Origin of the sequence: Croceivirga lutea (assembly GCF_014235875.1) — a bacterium.
In the GTDB taxonomy this organism is placed as follows: Bacteria; Bacteroidota; Bacteroidia; order Flavobacteriales; family Flavobacteriaceae; genus Croceivirga; species Croceivirga lutea.
This window is the reverse complement of sequence record NZ_JACJUK010000006.1, coordinates 123,239-145,269: the sequence shown is the minus strand read 5'-3', so window position 1 is coordinate 145,269 and position 22,031 is coordinate 123,239. Positions and strand designations below refer to the sequence as shown.

The 22,031-nt window shown below is 33.9% G+C and carries 22 protein-coding genes; 8 read left to right on the top strand and 14 right to left on the bottom strand.

Annotated features, from left to right (window positions below):
- Positions 1–162 precede the first annotated feature (162 nt).
- Positions 163–3,015: an aminomethyl-transferring glycine dehydrogenase gene (gcvP, locus tag H5V42_RS12240; RefSeq protein ID WP_185783462.1), complete on the bottom strand. Its 2,853-nt coding sequence runs from the start codon at positions 3,013–3,015 to the stop codon at positions 163–165.
- Positions 3,016–3,138: 123 nt separating this feature from the next.
- Here gcvP and H5V42_RS12235 point away from each other — a divergent pair, with 123 nt between their 5' ends.
- A complete protein-coding gene (locus H5V42_RS12235; protein ID WP_185783461.1) occupies positions 3,139–3,951 on the top strand; it encodes a hypothetical protein in 813 nt (270 codons plus the stop codon).
- On the opposite strand, the gene H5V42_RS12230 is transcribed toward H5V42_RS12235, so the two are convergent.
- The 8 genes from H5V42_RS12230 to H5V42_RS12195 form a co-directional block, all read right to left on the bottom strand.
- Positions 3,948–4,178, bottom strand: a complete 231-nt coding sequence (locus H5V42_RS12230; protein ID WP_185783460.1) for a hypothetical protein — start codon at positions 4,176–4,178, stop codon at positions 3,948–3,950. The genes H5V42_RS12235 and H5V42_RS12230 overlap by 4 nt on opposite strands.
- An 11-nt stretch (positions 4,179–4,189) precedes the next feature.
- A complete protein-coding gene (locus H5V42_RS12225; RefSeq protein ID WP_185783495.1) occupies positions 4,190–4,741 on the bottom strand; it encodes a sigma-70 family RNA polymerase sigma factor in 552 nt (183 codons plus the stop codon).
- Between the two features lie 141 nt (positions 4,742–4,882).
- Positions 4,883–5,305 carry a response regulator gene (locus H5V42_RS12220; RefSeq protein WP_185783459.1) on the bottom strand — a complete coding sequence of 141 codons (423 nt, stop codon included), beginning with the start codon at positions 5,303–5,305 and terminating at the stop codon, positions 4,883–4,885.
- Positions 5,298–8,693 (bottom strand): PAS domain-containing protein, encoded by a 3,396-nt coding sequence (locus H5V42_RS12215; RefSeq protein ID WP_185783458.1) that lies wholly within the window; start codon positions 8,691–8,693, stop codon positions 5,298–5,300. Before H5V42_RS12215 ends, H5V42_RS12220 begins: the two co-directional genes overlap by 8 nt.
- Before the next feature lie 155 nt (positions 8,694–8,848).
- Complete coding sequence (locus H5V42_RS12210) at positions 8,849–9,697, bottom strand: DUF6263 family protein (RefSeq protein ID WP_185783457.1); 849 nt, start codon at positions 9,695–9,697, stop codon at positions 8,849–8,851.
- 13 nt (positions 9,698–9,710) lie between these two features.
- Positions 9,711–11,741, bottom strand: a complete 2,031-nt coding sequence (locus H5V42_RS12205; protein ID WP_185783456.1) for a M3 family metallopeptidase — start codon at positions 11,739–11,741, stop codon at positions 9,711–9,713.
- A gap of 57 nt (positions 11,742–11,798) precedes the next feature.
- Entirely contained in the window at positions 11,799–12,287 is a 489-nt protein-coding gene (gene purE / locus H5V42_RS12200) for a 5-(carboxyamino)imidazole ribonucleotide mutase (protein ID WP_185783455.1), read from the bottom strand.
- Positions 12,284–13,438 carry a 5-(carboxyamino)imidazole ribonucleotide synthase gene (locus tag H5V42_RS12195; protein WP_185783454.1) on the bottom strand — a complete coding sequence of 385 codons (1,155 nt, stop codon included), beginning with the start codon at positions 13,436–13,438 and terminating at the stop codon, positions 12,284–12,286. The genes purE and H5V42_RS12195 overlap by 4 nt, the downstream gene beginning before the upstream one ends.
- Before the next feature lie 116 nt (positions 13,439–13,554).
- Here H5V42_RS12195 and H5V42_RS12190 point away from each other — a divergent pair, with 116 nt between their 5' ends.
- The 7 genes from H5V42_RS12190 to H5V42_RS12160 all read left to right on the top strand — a co-directional run bounded on the left by H5V42_RS12190 (position 13,555) and on the right by H5V42_RS12160 (position 18,807).
- Positions 13,555–14,661, top strand: a complete 1,107-nt coding sequence (locus tag H5V42_RS12190) for an adenylate kinase (RefSeq protein ID WP_185783453.1) — start codon at positions 13,555–13,557, stop codon at positions 14,659–14,661.
- Between the two features lie 82 nt (positions 14,662–14,743).
- Positions 14,744–15,745, top strand: a complete 1,002-nt coding sequence (gene obgE / locus H5V42_RS12185) for a GTPase ObgE (RefSeq protein WP_185783452.1) — start codon at positions 14,744–14,746, stop codon at positions 15,743–15,745.
- A gap of 60 nt (positions 15,746–15,805) precedes the next feature.
- Positions 15,806–16,333, top strand: a complete 528-nt coding sequence (locus H5V42_RS12180) for a DUF4136 domain-containing protein (RefSeq protein WP_185783451.1) — start codon at positions 15,806–15,808, stop codon at positions 16,331–16,333.
- A 198-nt stretch (positions 16,334–16,531) separates the two neighbouring features.
- Complete coding sequence (locus tag H5V42_RS12175; protein WP_185783450.1) at positions 16,532–16,723, top strand: hypothetical protein; 192 nt, start codon at positions 16,532–16,534, stop codon at positions 16,721–16,723.
- Positions 16,723–17,010 carry a hypothetical protein gene (locus H5V42_RS12170; RefSeq protein ID WP_185783449.1) on the top strand — a complete coding sequence of 96 codons (288 nt, stop codon included), beginning with the start codon at positions 16,723–16,725 and terminating at the stop codon, positions 17,008–17,010. The genes H5V42_RS12175 and H5V42_RS12170 overlap by 1 nt, the downstream gene beginning before the upstream one ends.
- Before the next feature lie 19 nt (positions 17,011–17,029).
- Entirely contained in the window at positions 17,030–18,088 is a 1,059-nt protein-coding gene (locus H5V42_RS12165) for a sensor histidine kinase (RefSeq protein ID WP_185783448.1), read from the top strand.
- Positions 18,085–18,807, top strand: coding sequence for a LytR/AlgR family response regulator transcription factor (locus tag H5V42_RS12160; protein ID WP_185783447.1), 723 nt, complete (start codon positions 18,085–18,087; stop codon positions 18,805–18,807). The genes H5V42_RS12165 and H5V42_RS12160 overlap by 4 nt, the downstream gene beginning before the upstream one ends.
- A 21-nt stretch (positions 18,808–18,828) precedes the next feature.
- Here H5V42_RS12160 and H5V42_RS12155 read toward each other — a convergent pair whose 3' ends face one another.
- The 5 genes from H5V42_RS12155 to H5V42_RS12135 all read right to left on the bottom strand — a co-directional run bounded on the left by H5V42_RS12155 (position 18,829) and on the right by H5V42_RS12135 (position 22,014).
- Positions 18,829–19,860, bottom strand: coding sequence for a transglutaminase domain-containing protein (locus H5V42_RS12155; RefSeq protein WP_185783446.1), 1,032 nt, complete (start codon positions 19,858–19,860; stop codon positions 18,829–18,831).
- Entirely contained in the window at positions 19,857–20,285 is a 429-nt protein-coding gene (locus H5V42_RS12150) for a carboxypeptidase-like regulatory domain-containing protein (protein ID WP_185783445.1), read from the bottom strand. The genes H5V42_RS12155 and H5V42_RS12150 overlap by 4 nt, the downstream gene beginning before the upstream one ends.
- 114 nt (positions 20,286–20,399) lie before the next feature.
- Positions 20,400–20,780: a DoxX family protein gene (locus tag H5V42_RS12145; protein WP_185783444.1), complete on the bottom strand. Its 381-nt coding sequence runs from the start codon at positions 20,778–20,780 to the stop codon at positions 20,400–20,402.
- 79 nt (positions 20,781–20,859) lie between these two features.
- Complete coding sequence (locus H5V42_RS12140) at positions 20,860–21,645, bottom strand: SDR family oxidoreductase (protein WP_185783443.1); 786 nt, start codon at positions 21,643–21,645, stop codon at positions 20,860–20,862.
- Positions 21,646–21,702: 57 nt separating this feature from the next.
- Entirely contained in the window at positions 21,703–22,014 is a 312-nt protein-coding gene (locus H5V42_RS12135) for a cupin domain-containing protein (protein WP_185783442.1), read from the bottom strand.
- Between the last annotated feature and the right edge of the window lie 17 nt (positions 22,015–22,031).

Below are 22,031 nucleotides of genomic sequence, written 5' to 3'. Positions count from 1 at the left end.
TTCCGTATAGTTCCTGCTAAGATAACATTAAGTTAACGCAAAGTGTTATGCATGCATAATATGTAAGTGATGTTCAAAATGAGAATTTATGAATAACGGTTAAATAAAATGGCCCGAATTCTAGATTTGAACTCGGGCTATCCCTATAAAATAAAGGGTTTTTTAAACCTCAGCATATTCTTCTACAGCAGGACATGTACACATTAAATTACGGTCTCCAAACGCTTCATCTGTTCTACGAACCGTTGGCCAGAATTTATTTTCGGCTACATAGGTTAACGGAAATGCAGCTTTTTGTCTTGAATACGGAAAGCCCCAGTTGTCTGAAGTTACCATAGCTAAAGTATGTGGCGCGTTTTTTAGTACATTATTAGCGTCCTCTACAGAAGCCTCTGTAATCTCAGCTCTAATACTTAATAAAGCATCGCAAAAACGGTCTAATTCTACCAAGCTCTCGCTTTCTGTTGGCTCTATCATCATAGTGCCACCAACGGGAAATGATACTGTTGGAGAATGGTACCCATAATCCATTAATCGTTTAGCGATATCAGTAACTTCAATACCATTTTCTTTAAAAGGTCTACAGTCGATAATCATCTCATGCCCAACTCTTCCTTGTTCGCCTAAATACAAAACTTCAAAAGCACCGTTTAATCTAGCTTTTATATAGTTAGCGTTGAGAATAGCCATTTTGGTAGCATCTGTAAGGCCTTCTGCGCCTAACATTTTTATATATCCGTAAGATATAAGACATACAAGTGAACTTCCCCAAGGGGCTGCAGAAATTGCAGTTATTGCTTTTTCGCCACCTGTTTCAATTAAGGGGTTGCTTGGTAAAAATGGTTTTAGCTGTTCGGCAACGCAAATTGGTCCAACACCAGGACCGCCACCACCGTGTGGTATAGCAAAGGTTTTGTGTAAGTTTAAATGACAAACATCTGCTCCAATTGTTGCGGGGTTGGTTAAACCAACTTGAGCATTCATATTTGCTCCATCCATATAAACCTGTCCGCCGTTATCATGAATTAATTTGGTGATATACCTAATGGATGATTCAAAAACCCCATGGGTGGAAGGATAAGTAACCATTAAAGCGGCCAAGTTTTCTGAGTGTTCATTAACTTTTTCTTCTAGGTCAACTACATCAATATTACCTTGTTCGTCAGTTTTAGTAACCACAACTTTCATACCCGCCATAACCGCAGAGGCAGGGTTAGTGCCATGTGCTGATGCAGGAATTATACAGATATTTCTATGGCTTTCTCCACGAGATTCATGGTATGCTCTAATAACCATTAAACCAGCATACTCTCCTTGTGCGCCAGAATTTGGTTGTAAAGAGGTTGCAGCAAAACCTGTTATTACATTTAATTGCTCTTCAAGTTCACGCAATACTAGGTGATAGCCTTCGGCTTGTTCTACTGGAACAAACGGGTGAATATTACCCCATCTTGCCCAGCTTAATGGCAGCATCTCAGAAGCTGCGTTTAACTTCATGGTACAACTGCCCAAAGAAATCATACTGTGGTTCAGTGAAAGGTCTTTGCGTTCTAGTTTTTTAATGTAGCGCATCATATCAGTTTCTGAATGATACGAGTTGAACGTTTCATGTTCTAAGAAGCTACTTTTTCTTACTAATGCGTCTGGTATAGTTTGCCCTTCGTACTCTGTTATGCTTCCTTTTTCGTTTAAGGCTTGTGATTCAACAAAGCAATTAACTAAAGGGCGAATGTCTTTTTTAGTAAAGGCTTCATTTATAGAAATAGAAACCGTTTCATCATCAATGTAATTAAGGTTGATACCCTTAGACTCAGATACTGTTCTGATACCCTGAACGTTATTTACCTTAAATTTAATGGTGTCAAAGTAAACCGTATTCAGTTGTTCAAATCCGTACGCCTTTATAGTTTCTGCCACAGTTTTTGTGTAGTTATGAACTCTTGTAGCAATATCTTTTAATCCTTCCGGACCGTGATATACCGCATACATACCAGCCATTACAGCCAATAAAACTTGGGCAGTACAAATGTTAGAGGTTGCTTTATCTCTCTTAATATGTTGCTCTCTGGTTTGCAAGGCCATACGCAAAGCATCATTACCGTCAGTATCCTTAGTAAGACCTATAATTCTCCCGGGAATATTTCTCTTGTAGGCTTCTTTGGTTGCAAAAAAAGCAGCGTGTGGACCACCATAACCTAACGGAATACCAAAACGCTGCGTAGTTCCTACAACTACGTCTACACCCCATTCACCCGGGGGGGTAAGTAATACTAAACTTAAAATATCTGCCGCTACTGCAACTTTGATATTGCTTTCTTGCGCTTTGCTTACAAATTCAGCATAATCATTTACTTGGCCATGTTTACCAGGATATTGTAATAACGCACCATAAAAATCTGTACTGAATTCAAAATTTTCATGGTCGCCAATAACCAACTCTATACCCAATGGAATTGCTCTCGTTTGTAAAAGGCTTAGTGTTTGTGGTAGTACTTCTTCAGACACAAAGAATTTCACCACATTTTCTTTCTTTTGGTTTCGAGAACGAACATCAAACAACATGGTCATAGCCTCTGCTGCTGCTGTACTTTCATCTAAAAGTGAGGCATTGGCAATTTCCATTTTGGTTAAATCACAAACTACAGTTTGAAAATTTAATAGTGCTTCTAATCTACCCTGAGCAATTTCTGCTTGATATGGCGTATACGCCGTATACCAGCCTGGATTTTCTAGAATATTTCTTTTAATAACAGATGGGGTAATACTTTCATGGTAGCCCATACCGATGTAGGATTTAAACATTCTGTTTTTTTCAGCCAGATTTTGAGAAAGATTTAAGAACTCTTGTTCTGTGAGTGCTTCAGGCAAGGTTAAACCTTCATTTAATCTAATGTCGGCAGGAATAGTTTGTTCAATTAGTTCTTCGATACTATCGGCACCTATAACAGAAAGCATTTTTTCAATGTCCTTTTCTCTGATACCAATATGGCGTAAGGCAAATGATTGTGTATTCATTGTCATTAAAAATAAAACACAAAATTATGCATTAATCTTATGAAAAATGGTAGTATTAACGCCAGTTTGGGCAAAGTTGTTAACCATAAATTAACCTTTTGCTTTAAATCTTAATTTTGTTTAATGCAAGTGCTAAAACGATTATTTAATTTTTATATACAAGCCAGTATTCACGTTGCTTTTGCTGTTGTTTGTTTGTATTTGTTAGTTGCGCAATGGTTAAACATTTTACCAGATAAAAATTACATTTTTTTTCTCTTTGGAGGTACTGTCTGCTGTTACAATTTTATAAAGTATGGGGTAGAAGCAAAAAAGTACAGAATTGATAAAAACGATAATTTCAAATACATTGTATTTTTTAGCTCAATTGTGTTGGTAATCACCATAATTTTTGCATTTAGGTTGCCTAAAGAAATGTATTTGTATTTGGTTTTATTTTCTGTTATTTCTGCTTTATATGCGTTACCCTTTTTGCCTTCTTCTAAGAACTTAAGAAGTTTAGGTGGGCTCAAAATATTTCTAGTGGCATTAGTATGGGCAGGTTTGACAGTTTGGGTGCCTTATGTTAGCATTGCTTATTTAGAATTGACCCAGGTAATTCTAGTTTTTTTACAAGTTTATGTATTGGTATTAATTCTTTTTGTGCCTTTTGAGATAAGAGATTTAAAGCATGACCCAGTGGAGTTGAGAACAATTCCGCAGCGATTTGGTAGTAAGCAAACAAAAAAGTTAGGTTACATATTAATTGCTTTATTCGTAATACTAGCAATTGGTAGAAATCATCAGCCTTTTTATGAAATCGTGGTGATGACAGGTATTTTAGCTTTTGTTATTTGGAAAACTAACGAAGAAAACAGAAAATTCTTTGCTTCTTTCTGGATAGAGGGTATACCTATAGTATTTTACTTAATGTCGAAGTTATGGGCCTATGTTTAAAGCTGTTGTTCTAATGCTTTTTTCATACGTTCTTTAGTATCCTTATCTAAAGTTTGCAAATTAGCTTTTTCACACAAATTAGTTAGTTGGGTATTCTTTTTTGAATATTTAGAACAAACTTTGCAAAACAGGCTATGAAATTTTAGTTTAAAAATTTCCCAAGCGCTTGCTTCTTTGTATTGTGCTTTTGTGCAAATATGTCCTGCTTCTTCACAAGAAATCTTCATAATCTTTTATTCTAAAACCAACTTTCATTTAAACAACCCATAAGGGCAGTTCTCGCTCTATGTATAATAACCCAGAGATTAGACGGGTTAATTTCCAAAACATTACAAATATCTTCTGTACTCATACCTTGAATGGTTTTCATTTTAAAGACATCTGCTTGCTTTCGAGGTAGTTTGTCAATACAACCTTCAATAGCTAAACCTAGTTCCTTATTTTCTAGCTTATCATCACCACCCATTATAAATGGATCAGCTACATTTTCTTCTAACCAATCACCTTCTGCCTCGTCGTTAGTATAGCTAATCCTTACTTCTGCCTTGCCTTTTTTAGAATTCTGTTTGCGATATTGGTCAATAACTTTTCGTTTTAAAATAGCAATTAACCAAGTGCGCTCTGCTGCATCACCTTTAAAATTTTTAGCAGAATTTAGCCCTGCAATAAATGTTTCTTGTACTAAATCTTTTGCAAGCTCACTATCACTAACGCGCCCAACAGCATAGTTGAACAAATAATCAGCGTAATTGTCTACCCATTTTTCTGGTTGTAATTGGTGTTCTGGCATTAGTTTTTTTACGAGTCTCAAAATTAGTAGATTTTAATTAATCAATAATTTATTTATACCAGACAAAGAAATTTTAATTACATCACAAAATAATCACAATGTAAATGCATTTGTTTTAGCAGTTATTGTGGGTGTGGCTGTTTAAGAGGAAAAATTATTGGTATTCACAAGTTGAGCAATTAAATCTTTTAAGTGGTTAGATTTAATTGGTTTTATTATGTAGTCAGAAATCTCAGAAATGGCTTTAGCTTTACTAATATCTCTATCATCAATAGAAGATGATACCATGTAAATGGTGATTTTTTTACCCACCTTAGGTTTTATCTTAACGTATTCTTCCATGAACTGAAATCCATCCATAATGGGCATATCAATATCTAGAAAAATAACATTGGGTAAATTGTCTTGACAGTCTATATTCTCTATTAGATAATCTAGAGCCTCTTCGCCATCAGAGAAAAGTAATATTTTTTCTACTTTACTTAACTGCTCTAAAGTAACTGTCATAGTATATTGATAAACGGAGTCATCATCCACTATGCAAACTTTTAAATTATCACTCATCAATCTTTACTTTTAAATCAATACTAAAAGTTGCACCCTCATTTATGGCGCTTTCAACAGTTATGGAGCCACCCATAGCCTCAATTTGTGCTTTGGTTAAAAACAAGCCAATTCCGCGCGCTTCTGGATTTCTATGAAATACCTTATTTAAGCCAAAAATTTTATCTCCATGTCTATTTAAATCTATTCCTAAACCATTGTCTTTAAAGTGAAGTAAATGGGTATTGTTTTCTTGAGTGATAAAAACTTCAATTTCGGGCACAACATTTGGTCTTCTGTATTTAATTGAATTACTAATTAAATTTAGAAATATACTTTCTAAGTAAATTCCGTTATATTTTATGTTCGGCAGTACTTCAAAATTGCTTTTAATTTGTGCTTTAGTTTCTAAAATTTCTGCAGACAATAAACCTTTGGTTTTCAATAAGACATCTTCAAAAAACACCAATTCTAAATCTTTATTGGTTTGATTTTTAATTTTTAAAGAATCAACCAACGTATTTAGTGTAACTGTTAAATGGTCAATAACAGTTTCAAATTTCTCAAATAGAAATTCTTTTTGAGCAGTATCTTTTGTCTCGTGGTATAAGCCTAACAACGTATTTAGATTGCTTACCGGTGAACGCAGATTGTGTGAGGTAATATGTGTGAAATCTGCAAGCTGTCTATTTTGTTTTGCTAATTTGTTAAAGGTAGATTTTAGTTCGGCATTTGCATTTAACAGCTCTTTTTCTGCTTGTTTTTGTATGGTAATATCTTTTATAGTAAGAATTACCAAAATTTCATTGTCTGCCTTAAATGGACCGAAGGTAACTTGAGCTGGAATTTGTTTACCATCTTTATTGACTATGTGTAAATCATCAAAATCTGTTAGGGTAGTGTTTTTGGGCTCCTTAAAAAAAGCTTTGGCATAGCCGATACTTTTACTTTTATAGTCTTTAGCAACTAATTTTATGACGTGATGATTTTGCAACTCTTTTTGTGAATAACCAAATAACTTTTCTGCCTCTTTATTTGATAATTGTATTTGCCCTGATTCATTTACAATTAAAAGTGCATCTGGAGTAGAAGCTAACAAATCTTTAAACTTAATTTCAGCAGCGCGTTCTTGGGTGACATCTTTTACAGTGCCGATAATCTCTTCTATTTCACCTGCTTCATCTAATTTAATACTTCCTTTACCTTCTATATTTTTTATGCTACCATCTGGTAATTCAATTCTATAACTATGTTCAGGAAAGGTTTTATGTATAAAAATTTCGTCTCTGGTTTTAATTAGAATATGTTTGTCTTCTGGTAAAACTACATCAAGAATTCTTTCAAAGTTAGGTTGACTACCTAACTCAAAACCAAATATCCGATAATGATTATCTGACCATTCACCATAATTGCTTATTTGGGGATACATTCGCCAATACCCAACTTTACTCAATTGTTCAGCACTGTTTAACAATTCATTTTTGAGAAGAAGTTCTTTTTCTTTTGCAATATCAGCAGTGATATCTTGGCACGTACCTAGCATTTCAATTATGGTGCCGTTAGCATTTTGAATTACTTGACCTTGAGATTTAATTGTTTTTACTGAACCGTTGGGAAGCTGAATTCTGTATACCTGATTTTCAAATTTTCCGGTTTCAAAAGCCTCTTTAATTTTAGTGCTAACTAAATCTTTATCATCAGGGTGAACATAATTTAGATATGTTTCATAGGATAGCGGACTGCCTTTTTCGAGCTCGTATATGTTATATAAATTATCAGACCAGAAAACTTCATTAGTAGCGGGGCTCCATGACCAATGCCCTACAACAGTCATTTCTTCAGCAAGATTTAACAGGCTATTTTTTTGAATTAATAATTCTTCTTTTATGACTAGTTCAGAAACATCTTGGCAGGCTCCTAGCATTTCTATAGCCACACCATATTCGTCTAATTTTACCTGGCTTACAGATTTAATGGTTTTTACTTTACCGCTTGGTAGTTTAAGACGGTAACTGTGAGGACTAGTGATGCCAGTTGCTAAGGCCTCTTCAAATTTTTTAATTACCCTGTCTTTATCATCTTCATGTAAAAAAGTTTGGTAAAATTCAAAGTTAACCGGTGTGCCAACTTCAAGTTCAAAAATGTTATATAGATTATCTGACCATTTTATATTTTGGTTTTTAATATCCCAAAACCAATGGCCCATTTTATTGAGCCCTTCAGCAGAACGTAAGAAGAAATTTCGTTGTTCTAGTTCTTGTTTACTTAAAATATCTTGTGTAATGTCTTGGGTGGTACCCACTAATTTAATGGTTTTACCATTTTTGTTTTTATAACAGTCACCAATAGATCTTAAATAGGTAATACTACCATCACTATGAAGAGAACGATGTGTAAAACGGATTTTATGCTGTTTTTTGATTAAGTTTTTAGTTTGGTTGATAACCAGTTCTCTATCTTCTGGTAAAATCTTTTCTAAAAAGTTATCATAGGTAATAGTTGTACCCTCAGCAATATCATATAATTTATAAAGGGTGTTAGACCAATGAATTTCTTGGTTTTCTAGATTTATACTCCACCGACCAATGCCAGATAATTCTTCTGCTAGATTTAACTGATTTATGTTTTCAGCTAGTTTATTACTCTGCTCTATAGTTTTGGTTATGTCTTGGCTAGCGCCAAGCATGGCAATTACCTCGTCATTTTCGTTGGTAATCACAGAGCCGTCTATTTCAAAAACTCCCAAACTACCATCTTTTCTAATTGCTCTGTGTGTAAACCTTTTAAATTGTTTAGTATGTAAAAACTGATTTGCTAAGGTGATTACCTTTTTTTTGTCATCTGGATAAATACTTTGAAAGAAATTCTCAACCCCTAATTGCTCTTTGGCGTCAAAACCAACAATAGGATACAATTGATCATGGAGTTCAAAGGTGTTATTGATGACATCCCATTTCCAGTAACTAATTTTTGCTAAGTTTTGGGCAAGTTTTAATTGGTTGTTTTTTACTAATAATTCATTTTCATTGTTCTTGCGTTCTGTAATATCTTGAACAATGCCTTGAATTTTTAAAGGTTGGCCAGCTTCATTTTCTGCTTCACCAATACACCAAATAAATTTTTTATTCCCTTTATCAGTAACTATTTCTAAATCTAAATTAAAAGGTTCTCCTTTTTCTATTAATGCTAAGAAAGCTTTTTTAATTTTAGATTGATTATATCCTTGTTTAAAAAAATGTATTGCTTTTTCTAGAGAAGGTTCAAAAGATGATGAGACTTCAGCTATTCTTTTAGTGCCCTCGCTCCAATGTAACTGCTCTGTTAAGACATCAAATTCAAACAGGCCAATTTTGGCTATGTTTTTTGAATAGTTAAGCAGTTTTTTATTACTTATAAGGGATTCAAGCATTATTTAACCCATTGTAACTTTAAATAGTCTTTAAAGTTGATATAGTGATTCCGAAAGCAGCGACACTATATGTCAGTTATATCTCACTAAATTAGTTAAAAATAGTTGCTTGTCAATAGATTAAGCTATTTTTTAGATAAATAGTAGGCTATTAGCTATTCTATTTTTGTTGTAACCATTGATTTGGTGTTCATCAACATTTTCATTTGCATTCCCATATCTAAATTCATGGTTAATTTCATTGGAACTTGCGCTTCATACTTAACCATGTATTTGTCTTTGAGGTTAAAGGTGATTTTACCAGGACCTTCACCTTCTGCCGACATTTGCATGGTGTTATCATCACTCTTTAATCTTATATTAGAAAACACATCAAAGACTGCTAAATTGCCATCAATACTAGCTAAAGTATGTTCGCTTTTAACTAAAATCTCCATGGGTTTCATGTTACCCATGGGAATAGAAATAGGCACTTCGTTTTCAAAGGTATCACCCACGGCAAGCTCGTGTTCAGGAAACATAATTTTACTTTGCAATTGCTCAAAAGTTCCCATTAAAGCATTTTCTAACTGTTCGTTGGCAGCTCCCCCATAAATGCTGTCTACAACCATTTTACCTTCTGCATTGTATTTGCCAGCAATTTTTAAATCTGAAAATGGATTTGGTGTCACAGGTAATGCAGTGCCGTTCATGGTACCATTCGAGGTCATTTTCTCATACACCATTTCTAGCGGAACGTCACCATCATTATTTTTGCTGCCAGTAGTCATAGACATTACTGCTTCGGTTTGTTGCACCATTTTCATTTCTCCATCCATACCAGCGTTTCTAAGGTATTCCATGCTTTCTTCGGAACCCATTATTTCAATGGTGCCTTCCATATTATTTACAGAAGTAGTTATATAAGTCTTGTTCTCTTTAAACTCATTTTTGAACACCAATTTTTCTTGACCAAAAGAAACGGTAAGTACAAAAAGAAAAAGGGTAGTAAGTAGTTTTGACATTTTGGTGTAGTGTTTAATTTAATAATCCGGCACGTTCTAGTAGGGCCTCAATTTTTGGTTCTTGTCCTCTAAATTTTTTATACAACTCCATAGGGTTTTGCGTACCTCCTTTAGAAAGAACATTGTCTTTAAATTTATCTGCTATTTCTTTATTGAAAATACCATGTTCTTTAAAGTACGCAAAAGCATCAGCATCTAAAACTTCAGCCCATTTATAGCTGTAATATCCAGAAGCGTATCCGCCTTGAAAAATGTGAGCAAAAGCAGTACTCATACAAGTTTCAGGAGTTTCTGGATAGAGTTGGGTTTCTTTGAAAGCTTCTACTTCGAAAGACTTAACATCAGAAATAGTTGTGGGGTCTTGCCCGTGCCAAGCCATATCTAATAACCCAAAACTTAATTGTCTTAAGGTTTGCATGCCCTCTTGAAAGGTTGCTGATTCTTTAATTTTTTGAACCAATTCCATAGGAATTAATTCACCAGTTTCATAGTGGTGAGCAAATAACTCCAATGCCTCTTTTTCATAGCACCAATTTTCTAGAACTTGGCTTGGTAGTTCTACAAAATCCCAATACACAGAAGTTCCACTTAAACTTGGGTAAGTTGTATTTGCAAGCATACCATGTAGTCCGTGCCCAAATTCATGAAATAAAGTAGTAACCTCATTAAAAGTTAATAGAGAAGGTTTGCTAGGCGTTGATGGTGTAAAATTGCAAACATTAGAAATATGTGGTCTAATATTTTGCCCGTTCTTACGGTATTGGGTTTTAAAAGACGTCATCCATGCTCCGCCGCGTTTACCTTTTCTAGGATGAAAATCAGCATAAAAAAGTGCTATAAAATTTTGGTGTTCATCAGTTACTTTAAAAGTCTTAACCTCTTGGTGGTATTTGTCAACTGTTTCAACTTCTTTGAATTGCAAGCCAAAAAGTTTTTCAGCAACTTTGAAAACTCCATCAATAACGTTTTCTAATTTAAAATAAGGCTTTAGTTTTTCGTCATCAAGATTAAATAATTTTTGCTTGAGCTTTTCACCATAATAAGCACTATCCCACTTTTCTAATTGTTCTATACCGTCTATTTCTTTTGCAAAAGCAGCTAGTTTTTCAAATTCTTTAGTTGCAGCGGGTTTGGCTTTTTCGAGTAACTCATTAAGAAACGATAACACTTTTTCTGGTGTTTCAGCCATTCGCTCTTCTAAAACATAGTGGGCGTGAGTTTTATAGCCTAATAAATTGGCACGTTCAAAACGCAGTTTGGCTATTTTAAGAACGTTTTCTTGATTATCTAATTCATTATTATGAAACCCTTTGCTACCAAAAGCTAACGCCAACTTTTTACGTAAGTCGCGTTTTTTAGCATATTTCATAAAGGGTATATAGCTTGGATATTGTAAAGTAATAGTATACCCTTCTTTATTTTTAGATTTAGCTAATTGGGCAGCTGCTTCTTTTGCACTTTCTGGTAAACCGGCTACATCCTCTTCGCTTGTTAAATGTAGTTCATAGTTGTTGGTTTCTGCCAATACATTTTCACCAAATTTAAGTTTTAGTTGGGCGAGTTTAGTATCAATTTCTCGTAGTCTTTTCTTTTTGTCTTCAGGTAAATTAGCACCGTTTCTACTAAAACTTTTATAACGTTTATCTAACAAGCGTTCTTGCTCTGTGGTTAAACTAAGTTTTTCTTTTTGATTGTATACCGCTTTTACCCGTTCAAAGAGCTTTTCGTTTAGCGTAATATCGTTCTGAAATTCTGTTAAAACAGGAGAAACTTCTTGGGCTATTTTTTGAATTTCATCATTAGTTTCGGCAGAATTCAAATTAAAAAAAACACTAGTAACTCGCTCTAATTGGTGACCAGAATAATCTAGGGCGGCTATGGTATTTTCAAATGTTGGAGTTTCAGGGTTTTCGATGATGGTATCAATTTCCATTCGCGCCAATTCTATCGACTTTAAAATGGCAGGTTTAAAATGCTCATTTTTGATTTTTGAAAATGGGGCTTGGTCAAATGGTTGAAGTAACGGATTTGCGGGTTGTGACATTTTTTTAGATTCGAGTTTTACAAGCTTAATTTTTGAACTTGGGTTTGATGCTTAGCTTTACTTTTTATTTACTGTTTTGGCTCCTTCGATGACTTTTTGTTTAAGCCCTTCTTTGTATACTTCTATTTTATCTAACACACATTTATCACTGGCTCCAATTATTTGAGCAGCTAAAATGCCAGCATTTTTTGCGCCGTTTAGTGCTACTGTGGCAACGGGTACACCACCAGGCATTTGTAGAATAGATAGTATAGAATCCCAACCGTCAATAGAATTTGAACTTTTTACAGGAACTCCAATCACTGGTAGTGGCGAAAGCGAAGCCACCATACCGGGTAAATGAGCAGCCCCACCTGCACCAGCAATTATTACCGAGTAGCCATTTTTATGGGCATTTTTACTAAAATCGAATAATTTTTCTGGGGTTCTATGTGCTGAAACAATATCAACATCAACTTCGATATCAAAACCTTTTAAGATTTCTACAGCATCTTGCATAACCGGAAGGTCGCTTGTGCTACCCATTACTACTGCTACTTTGCTCATTTGCTTATCACTTTAATTTTTTCTTTTACTTCTTGTGCTATCTGTCTTGCTCTGCTCATATCTTCATCAACAATGGTTACATGGCCCATTTTACGAAATGGTCTTGTTTGTTTTTTACCATAAATGTGAGGCGTAACACCATTCATAGCTAAAATCTCATCTATATTTTGATAAACTACTTCACCCGTATACCCTTCTGCTCCTACAAGGTTAACCATTACACCAGCAACTTTACTTGCCGTTTTACCTAGAGGTAAGCCAAGAACACATCTAATATGTTGTTCAAACTGATTGGTGTAGCTGGCCTCAATACTGTAATGTCCGCTATTGTGAGGTCTTGGGGCAACTTCATTCACTAAAATTTCATCATTTTTAGTTTGAAAAAGTTCTACGGCTAAAAGTCCTACTTGCCCAAACGCTGCAGCTACTTTTTGGGCAACCTGCTGTGCTTTTTCTGCAACAAGAGCATCTACGCGTGCCGGACAAATAACGTATTCTACCTGGTTAGCTTCCGGATGAAACTCCATTTCAACAACCGGATAGGTTTTTGTTTCTCCTTTGGAATTTCTAGAAACAATAACGGCTAATTCGTTTTTAAAATCAACCAATTTCTCAGCAATACATTCTACGTTGGGTAAATTATCTAAATCACTTTGAGTTCGAATAATTTTAACCCCTTGACCATCATAACCAAATTGAGCACTTTTCCATACAAAGGGTAGTGATAAACCGCCGTGAGCTATACTTTCTTTAATTTCAGAAGTATAGGCGAATCTTGAAAATTCAGAGGTAGGTATATCATTGTCTACGTAAAACAGTTTTTGTTTTGCTTTGTTTTGTATGGTGCGCAACGCTTTTGGTTGTGGAAATACTTGAACACCTTCATCTTCTAATTTTTCCAATGCATCTACATTTACATTTTCAATTTCAATGGTGAGCACATCAACATTTTTACCAAAGTTGTAAACGGCATCAAAATCCATCAAATCACCTAGCACAAATTCGTTGCAAGCAATTTTACAAGGCGCTTCCGCAGAAGCATCCATCACCATAGTGTAGACATCCCATTTACGTGTTTCGTACAACAACATTTTGCCTAGTTGGCCACCGCCTAAAATGCCTAATTTAAAGTTCGAAGAAAAATGATTCATATAGCAACAAGAATAGTTACAAAAATAGGGTGATTTAAAGAAATGAGTTGGTAATCTCCATAAAAAGAACACATCAAAAAGCGTATATTTGCCAACCTTCAAACTACCAGAATACTTTGATAAAGCTACACGACAAACAATTTAAGCCCTTTTTGAGTGAAGGTGAGATACAAGAAGCCGTCAAAAAAATTGCTTTGCAAATTGCCGAAGACTATAAAAATGAGACGCCACTTTTTGTTGGAGTGCTTAACGGTGCTTTTATGTTTGTTTCAGATTTAATGAAACATTACCCCTATGATTGTGAGGTTAGTTTTGTTAAATTGAGTTCTTACCAAGGCTTAACTTCTACAGGTATTGTTGAAACATTGTTAGATGTTTCAGAAGACATTGAGGGTAAAAGTGTAATTATTATTGAGGATATTATAGACACTGGTAGAACACTACAACAGCTTGTGCATTTGTTTTCAGATACCAATGTAAAAGAATTTAAAATAGCCTCATTGTTTTATAAGCCAGATGTTTACAATGGCGAATATGCTATTGATTACGTAGGCATAGAAATACCCAACAAATTTATTGTAGGCTATGGTTTAGATTACAATGAGTTGGGTCGAAATTTAAAAGAAGTATACCAATTAAACCATACAAATATGATTAACCTTGTGCTTTTTGGAAAACCTGGAGCAGGTAAAGGTACCCAAGCAGGATTTTTAAAAGAGAAATACAATCTTAAACACATTTCTACCGGCGATGTTTTTAGATATAACATTAAAAACGGAACTGAACTAGGTAAGCTAGCCAAATCTTTCATTGACAATGGTGATTTAGTGCCAGATGAGGTGACTATAAAAATGTTGCAAGATGAGGTGGAAAAAAATTCAGAAGCCGCAGGTTTTATTTTTGATGGTTTTCCAAGAACTACAGCGCAAGCAGAAGCCTTAGATAACTTTTTAGAAAGTAAAGATATGCAGGTGAATGCTACAATTGCATTAGAAGCTGATGACGAGATATTGGTAGCAAGACTGTTAGAAAGAGGCAAAGCAAGTGGTAGAAGCGATGACCAAGACGAATCAAAAATTAGAAATCGTTTTGATGAGTACAATCAAAAAACGGCGCCTTTAAAAAATTACTACGAAGGGCAAGGTAAGTTCCATGCTGTAAACGGCATTGGTGATATTACTGAGATTACAGAACGTTTGAGTAAAGTTATAGATTCTCTATAACCTTTTAATTTCTGTTAGTTCAGGAAACAATTACATTTAATAAACCATTTCTGCTTTTTGTAGGAAAGACATATGGTACGCAATGACTGAAGGAAATTTTGTTGATTATGTAAAAGTACATGTGGCTTCTGGTAACGGAGGTAAAGGCTCTACGCATTTGCGAAGAGAAAAATTTGTAGCCATGGGCGGGCCAGATGGAGGAGATGGTGGTCGTGGAGGGCATGTAATTATTAAGGGTAATGAGAACCTTTGGACACTTGTACATTACAAATTTCAACGTCATTTTAAAGCAGGTCATGGCGCCCATGGTGGTAAACAACGCAGTACCGGCGCTAATGGACAAGATGTTTATTTAGAAGTGCCTTTAGGAACAGTTGTTAGAGATACAGAATCTAATGCCATTCTTTTTGAAATTACTGAGAACGGTGAAGAAAAAATAGTTGCAGAAGGTGGTTTAGGTGGTAGAGGTAATTGGCATTTTAAAAGCGCTACCCGCCAAACTCCGCGTTACGCACAACCGGGAACAGAGGGCAAAGAAACTGATTTAACTTTAGAACTAAAGGTGTTGGCAGATGTGGGTTTGGTTGGTTTCCCAAATGCCGGAAAATCTACATTATTATCAGTGTTAACTTCAGCAAAACCCAAGATTGCAGACTATGAGTTTACTACATTAAAACCAAATCTAGGAATAGTACAATACCGAGATTATAGAAGTTTTGTAATGGCTGATATTCCGGGTATAATTGAAGGAGCAGCAGAAGGTAAAGGTTTAGGGCATTATTTTTTAAGGCATATAGAGCGCAATGCTACCTTACTTTTTTTGATTCCAGCAGATAGTAAAGATATCTCTAAAGAGTATGAAATTTTACTAGATGAACTTCGAAGATATAATCCTGAATTGTCAGATAAACAACGCCTGGTAGCTATTTCTAAGTCAGATATGTTAGACGAAGAGCTCATTACTGAAATGGACGCCATTCTCAGAGAAGATTTAAAGGATATTCCTTGTTTGTTTATTTCCTCAGTAGCCCAAAAAGGGTTGCAAGAACTTAAAGATGTACTCTGGAAGCTCTTAAACGAATAGTCTTAAAATCTCTTATTTCCTAAAGTCAAACTTTGTAACTTTAAGCAAGCACTTAAGATTATGAAGTATGCATTTCTTTTATTCTTAACTTTTTTACTATTACATTCTTGTAGTAGCGTAAAAGTAAATTATGATTATGAGAAGGAAATTGATTTCTCTAATTATGCTACTTATAATTATTTTGCAGAGATGCACTCTGGATTAAGCCAACTCGATGAAAAAAGACTTTTTCATGTTTTAGATTCTGTTTTAGCCAATCGTGGTTATCGACTAGATGAAGAACCAAGTTTTCTTATAAATATTAAAAGTGAAGTTTACCAAAACTCACCTTCTAATTCTGTAGGTGTTGGAGTCGGTGGTACTGGTGGCAATGTGGGTGGCGGAGTATCTGTAGGTATTCCAATAGGGGCATCTTCCCTTAAACGAAATATTCTAATAGATTTTGTAGACACAGACCGCAATGCACTTATTTGGCAAGCAAACACAACTTCTAATTATAAAGAAAAAACTACGCCATTGTCTAGAGAACAGGTACTTAGAAAAATTGTAATTAAAGCTTTAAGTAAATTTCCACCTGAGTCTAAGTAGTTTACCGTTCAGTAATTCTCTGCTACCGTTCGTCATAATTTACTTTCTTTCAAAGCTAGTTGCCCATACTTTTACATCGTAATTAAAAACAACTACTCATGGTAGCAATAGCAAAAATTATAATAACAATAGTAAGTAGCATATTCTTGTAACAGAGAATCAACGCATGTAAATCACAATCAATTAAAAATTACAATCATGAAAAAAATGGACAACGTTAAAAAAACTGTATTAGCAATTGGAGCCTTAACTACAATAACCGGTATAATAGCCGCAGTAGTATTAAACAATTTAAACAATCAACTATTTACCCTTTACGTAGGTTTAACCTTAATAGGGTCGGTTGTGTTGCATAACGAAGAAACAGAGACTCTTAAAATAAAAAACTAATGAACTGGAGTATAAAAAAAGCACTTTATATAGCAGCGGCAATATTAATAGCTTCTGCTATTTTATCACGGGTACAAAACGGTAAATTAATCATATCTACGATACTGGTGTTAGGTGCCATAATCACATTGATTTTTGCATTTTTGAAAGACCGAAAAAAGTTAGTGAGTTGTTATATTACTAAGAAAAATAAAAGCAAATTATTGGGTATAACCGCATTTTTGACCTTGGTGCTTTTTGGTTTAGGATTTACAGTAGGAAAACTGATTTATCTTTGGACTCATTAATTTATTTTGCTGTAGTTAAATGAATTTTTTAGAAAAAAACCGCAATCTTGTTTTTTGGAGCCTTCAACTATTTGGTTGGGGCTTTCTAAATATTATATCCTTCTTTTTTCTTAAAAAATTAAGTTTTGAATTTGTACTGTTTAATGCTGCCGTAGGTATGTTTACAGGCATTTTATCAACTACTTTAATACGCTTGTTTTTAAGAAAACACCTAACCTTTGATGATTTTACATTTAAGGTTTTTACTAAAGTAATTCTAGCTTGTTTGGTGGGTTCTGTAATTTATGGAGGACTAAACTTTGTTTTTGGTTATTTATATGCAAAGTTAGGACCACCATTAAATGATGTTGAACTTAGTTTATTCAAAGCTTTTGATAGTGTTTGGGTACTTATTTTAAACTCAATTTTTATAATTGTAGCTTGGACAGTATGTTATTTAGTAATCAAACTTTTTTTGCGATTAAACAAAAATAGAATTGAACGTTTAGAGCTTAATACTACCTTAAAACAAGCGCAATTAAACACGCTAAAAGGGCAGATTAATCCACATTTTATGTTTAACAGTCTAAACAACATACGAGGATTAATGTTAGAAGATGTAGAAAAGTCTAGAGAGATGCTAACAAAACTTTCAGAGATGCTCCGTTACTCCTTAACTAAAAACAGCAGTAATGGTATAGCCTTAGAAGAAGAATTAGAAATGGTAGACAATTACATTGCGCTATCTAAAATACAGTTCGAAGACCGCCTAGATTTTAAGAAAGAAATTGACCAAAACACTTTAACAATTCAAATTCCACCAATGATTATACAGTTATTGGTAGAGAATGCTGCAAAGCATGGTATAGCAAATTTGAAAGATGGTGGAGAAATAAAACTAATCACCAAAAAAGAAAATCAAGAATTACAAATTATCGTAAAAAATTCTGGGCGTTTAAAAATTAGTAAAGATTCTACACAATTAGGTTTAAAAAATATAAAAGAGCGACTCTTATTACTTTATGGTGAAAAGGCTAATTTTAAATTGTTTGAAGAAGACAATCATGTTGTTGCAGTAATAAATATTCCGGTCTTATGAATATTAAAGCAGTAATAGTAGAAGATTCAAGGCTTGCCCGTAATGAGCTCAAAGAGTTGCTTAAATCTCATACTGATGTAGAACTTTTAGGAGAAGCTGAGAATGTTGATTTAGGAGTAGAACTTATTAAAAGTACAAATCCTGATGTTTTATTTCTAGATATTAATATGCCAGAAAAAGATGGTTTTGAACTTTTAGAAGTGCTAGATGAGGTGCCTATAACCATTTTTACCACAGCTTTTGATGAGTATGCCATAAAATCTTTTGAATACAACGCCTTAGACTATTTATTGAAGCCGATAAATCAAAAGAGATTTGATTTGGCTATTGCTAAAGCTAAAGAAAAGCTAGAAGGTAAAACTGAAGTAACCGAAGCTAAAAAGCTCAATGAAAACAGTCAGATTTTTATTAAGGATGGAGAAAAGTGCTGGCTTTTAAAAATTGGAAAAATATCGCATTTCGAAATTGAAGGAAATTATACACGTGTATTCTTCGATGACCAAAAACCTTTACTTTATAAATCTTTAAATCAAATTGAAGATAAATTACCAGAAACAACGTTTTTCAGAGTAAATAGGCAACAGCTAATCAATACTAATTTTATTGATAATGTTGTGCCTTGGTTTAATGGCAAATTAAAATTAACAATGAAAAATGGAGATGAAATTGAAGTTTCTAGAAGGCAATCTTATTTGTTTAAAGATAAAATGAGTTTCTAGCGCTTACTTTATATTCTCTCATTAATTTTTATACACTTCTAAGACATAAGTAACAATAGGCTTTTCATTATATAAAAGGTGAATATCATACAAGCCAGTTTTTAAAAAAGTATGGGTAATACTAATTTCATCGTTGATAACGGTAATCTTAGGATTTGCTGTTGTGCTATTGCCATTTTTAAAAATGCGTAACTGAAGGTCATATTTTATAGATTCTCTCGTGTTCAGCTTTATTTTAAAAGGGGTGCCAAACTTAATGTTATTATGCATTTTTAAAGGCTTAATAGGAGAGATTCCAAATTGAAATGCATAGTTGTAAACTAATGGTCTCTCTACAAAATCTTCAAAAGATAGTGGCTCATTAAGCAAAAGCCAATCCTTTTTCAGCGGATAATGATTTAAGGCAAATTGTGATGGTTCAGCCAAAAAAAAACCGTCATTATAATCAAATTCAAATCTAGGTAGTCCTTCGTCGAATACCACTTTTCCGGCAGACCAAGTTGCATCACATAAGTACCATTTGTTTTCTAAGAAAACGGCGTTCCATGAATGGTTAGGTAGACTATTCTCGTACGTTAAGGTAGTTGCTGTTTTACCATAGCCATTTACTATTACACACTCAATATTAGCTAGCTGTGCCATATGTTGTATTAAGTAGGCATAACCAGTACAGCTCGCTTTCTGGTGTTTTCTAATATTTCTTAAGGCTTTAAAAAATTGTTTGCTATTCCACTTTAAAAATGCTGTAGTATCCTCAGAAAATTTTTGATGATTTTTCTTGACTCTTTCATAAGCGTAATAGTCATTTTTTATATGAGTACTTACCCACATATATATTGCTCTAAATTTTTCTTTTTTTGAGGCAAGGTTAGCAGTTAAATTATGAACTAAAACTGGCAGGTTTTCAATCGCAGAAGCCTCATAGGTAGCGGCTATACTATCAGCACGAGCAAAAACCGTATTGGTTTTTTCCTCATGCTGAGCGTACATTATACTATGTAAATTCAATAGAATTAAAAAGAGCTTTAGTTTTTTAGAAAAAACAAAATTCAATTTTGCTTGCTTTTTGTTGATGAAAATAATTCATCAGTGGAAATTGCACCCATTAAAATAACATCAGAAACTTCAAATTGGATGGTAATGTTTAGTTCTTTTTCATTTTGAGATTGAATCTTATACTCTTTGGGTTCGTAACCCAAATAACTAAATACCAAAACATCATTTAGTTGTAGTGGTTTTAAGAATTCAAAATTGCCATCAATATCAGTAACAACACCTTCGTCGCTATTCTTTAAAACCACATTTACTCCATTTAATGGAGAATTAAGCTCATCTAACACTTTACCTTTAACCGTATAGCTCTCTTGAGCAAAACTATAGCTTGAAAACAGTAAAAAAATAAAAATAAGGCAGGTATTAAAAATAGGTTGTTTGGCAATTACAAATTGAGATGACGTAAAGTTCGTAGTAGTTTTCATAATATTTAGATTAAAAAGTTATGAAGCCAAACTAATGGAGTAAACTAAAATTTAAAACAACCATCTCGTAAAACAATGTTTACATTGAGTTAATGGATGTTTTCTGTTAGGTACTTAAGCTTTTAATAGTTCTGTATACCGCTCTTTATACCCAATTAATATAACAATATTAAAAACTAAAAATACTATTGATAGCGCCAAACCTTGTGGTAATAAAAATAAATGGTACAGAAAAGCATTAATAGAAATGCTCATTAAAATAAGAGCCATTAAAGCCCCGTAGCGATTTGTTAAAAATGCTATAGCTGCCAAAATTTCTAGTATTGAAATCAGATATAGCGCATAGGTATTCTTTAATGATGAAGTAAAATCTAAAGCCGCAGTAGGTATAGCTTCAATATTCATAGGTAGAAAATGTAGCATTTTATTCGAACCAAAAATCAGTAAGATAATTGCTAATAAAACCCTGGTAACTTTAAATAATATCGGAGGCATTAATTGTTGGGTTTGTAGTTGGTTTTTTCAAATTAACAATTTTTCTTGCTTACAAACAACTAGTTAGAAACTTTATAGGTTACAATGATTTTAATAATCCACCATCTATAGGCATATTAATACCGGTAATAAAAGCAGCTTTTTCTGATGCCAAAAATGCCACTAGGTAGCCATATTCTATTGGTTGACCAATACGTTTTACAGGAACCATTTCTTCCATGGTTTTACGAACTTTATTTTGAGAGACACCCATTTTTTCCGCTTTTTTGGCGTTTAATTGTGCAATACGTTCAGTATCAAAATAACCAGTTAAAATACTATTTACTGTAATTCCAAATTGACCCACATCTGATGCTAAACCTTTAGCCCAAGTAACCACAGCTGCTCTAATAGTATTAGAAAGAGCCAAATAGTTTAAAGGCTCTTTAACCGAAATTGAAGCTACATTAATTATTCTTCCCCAACCGTTTTTTTGCATTTGCTCTACGGCTAATTCTGTGGTAAAAACTATTGTTTTAAAAAGCAAATCAAATGCTGTTTGGTAGTCGTCCACTTTTTTTTCTAATGCTCCTCCTGCCTCGGGACCTTGAGTGTTGTTGACTAGAATATCTACAGTGTTTTTTTTGAAGTAAGTAGAAATAATAGTTGAATAAGAATCAAAGTCTGAAAAATCAACTACCAGGTATTCATGTTTTTGGCCGTCTTCTGTGGGTAGGTTGTTAATTAATTGCTTCAGTTTATTTTCACTCCTAGCCATTACGGTAACACTAGCACCACTTTCTGCTAATTGTTCGGCAATACCTTTGCCAATACCACCACTACTACCACCAACTAAAGCATTTTTTCCCTTGAGACTAATATTCATTGTTCAGTTTTTCTAAGTCTTTTTTAAGTTCTTTACAAATCTTATTTCTGTAAATAGTTAGCGGTATTCTTCTCTCACGGGACTAAAAACATCCATTAATTCACAAGAAGTAATTGCTTTACCAGAATGCGGGGTGTTAGAAGGAATTACAACCACATCACCAGCTTTATAAACCTTGGTTTCGTTACCAAGGGTAAATTCAAAATCGCCTTTAACTACATGCATTATTTGTTCGTGATGGTGATGATGCTCTGGAACTTCGGCACCTTTTTCAACTGTCCAAAAGGCCCAACTTATTTTATCGCCATGTATTAATTTTCCGTGATAACCTGGCATAATTTCTTTTGAGCTTATGTTAGCTAAGTTCATTTTTATTAAAGTTTTAT

Excerpts from the sequence above, each read along its gene's own strand:
- gcvP (WP_185783462.1), bottom strand. The coding sequence starts at position 3,015 with ATGAATACACAATCATTTGCCTTACGCCATATTGGTATCAGAGAAAAG.
- H5V42_RS12235 (WP_185783461.1), top strand. The coding sequence starts at position 3,139 with ATGCAAGTGCTAAAACGATTATTTAATTTTTATATACAAGCCAGTATT.
- H5V42_RS12230 (WP_185783460.1), bottom strand. The coding sequence starts at position 4,178 with ATGAAGATTTCTTGTGAAGAAGCAGGACATATTTGCACAAAAGCACAA.
- H5V42_RS12225 (WP_185783495.1), bottom strand. The coding sequence starts at position 4,741 with ATGCCAGAACACCAATTACAACCAGAAAAATGGGTAGACAATTACGCT.
- H5V42_RS12220 (WP_185783459.1), bottom strand. The coding sequence starts at position 5,305 with ATGAGTGATAATTTAAAAGTTTGCATAGTGGATGATGACTCCGTTTAT.
- H5V42_RS12215 (WP_185783458.1), bottom strand. The coding sequence starts at position 8,693 with ATGCTTGAATCCCTTATAAGTAATAAAAAACTGCTTAACTATTCAAAA.
- H5V42_RS12210 (WP_185783457.1), bottom strand. The coding sequence starts at position 9,697 with ATGTCAAAACTACTTACTACCCTTTTTCTTTTTGTACTTACCGTTTCT.
- H5V42_RS12205 (WP_185783456.1), bottom strand. The coding sequence starts at position 11,741 with ATGTCACAACCCGCAAATCCGTTACTTCAACCATTTGACCAAGCCCCA.
- purE (WP_185783455.1), bottom strand. The coding sequence starts at position 12,287 with ATGAGCAAAGTAGCAGTAGTAATGGGTAGCACAAGCGACCTTCCGGTT.
- H5V42_RS12195 (WP_185783454.1), bottom strand. The coding sequence starts at position 13,438 with ATGAATCATTTTTCTTCGAACTTTAAATTAGGCATTTTAGGCGGTGGC.
- obgE (WP_185783452.1), top strand. The coding sequence starts at position 14,744 with ATGACTGAAGGAAATTTTGTTGATTATGTAAAAGTACATGTGGCTTCT.
- H5V42_RS12180 (WP_185783451.1), top strand. The coding sequence starts at position 15,806 with ATGAAGTATGCATTTCTTTTATTCTTAACTTTTTTACTATTACATTCT.
- H5V42_RS12175 (WP_185783450.1), top strand. The coding sequence starts at position 16,532 with ATGAAAAAAATGGACAACGTTAAAAAAACTGTATTAGCAATTGGAGCC.
- H5V42_RS12170 (WP_185783449.1), top strand. The coding sequence starts at position 16,723 with ATGAACTGGAGTATAAAAAAAGCACTTTATATAGCAGCGGCAATATTA.
- H5V42_RS12165 (WP_185783448.1), top strand. The coding sequence starts at position 17,030 with ATGAATTTTTTAGAAAAAAACCGCAATCTTGTTTTTTGGAGCCTTCAA.
- H5V42_RS12160 (WP_185783447.1), top strand. The coding sequence starts at position 18,085 with ATGAATATTAAAGCAGTAATAGTAGAAGATTCAAGGCTTGCCCGTAAT.
- H5V42_RS12150 (WP_185783445.1), bottom strand. The coding sequence starts at position 20,285 with ATGAAAACTACTACGAACTTTACGTCATCTCAATTTGTAATTGCCAAA.
- H5V42_RS12145 (WP_185783444.1), bottom strand. The coding sequence starts at position 20,780 with ATGCCTCCGATATTATTTAAAGTTACCAGGGTTTTATTAGCAATTATC.
- H5V42_RS12140 (WP_185783443.1), bottom strand. The coding sequence starts at position 21,645 with ATGAATATTAGTCTCAAGGGAAAAAATGCTTTAGTTGGTGGTAGTAGT.
- H5V42_RS12135 (WP_185783442.1), bottom strand. The coding sequence starts at position 22,014 with ATGAACTTAGCTAACATAAGCTCAAAAGAAATTATGCCAGGTTATCAC.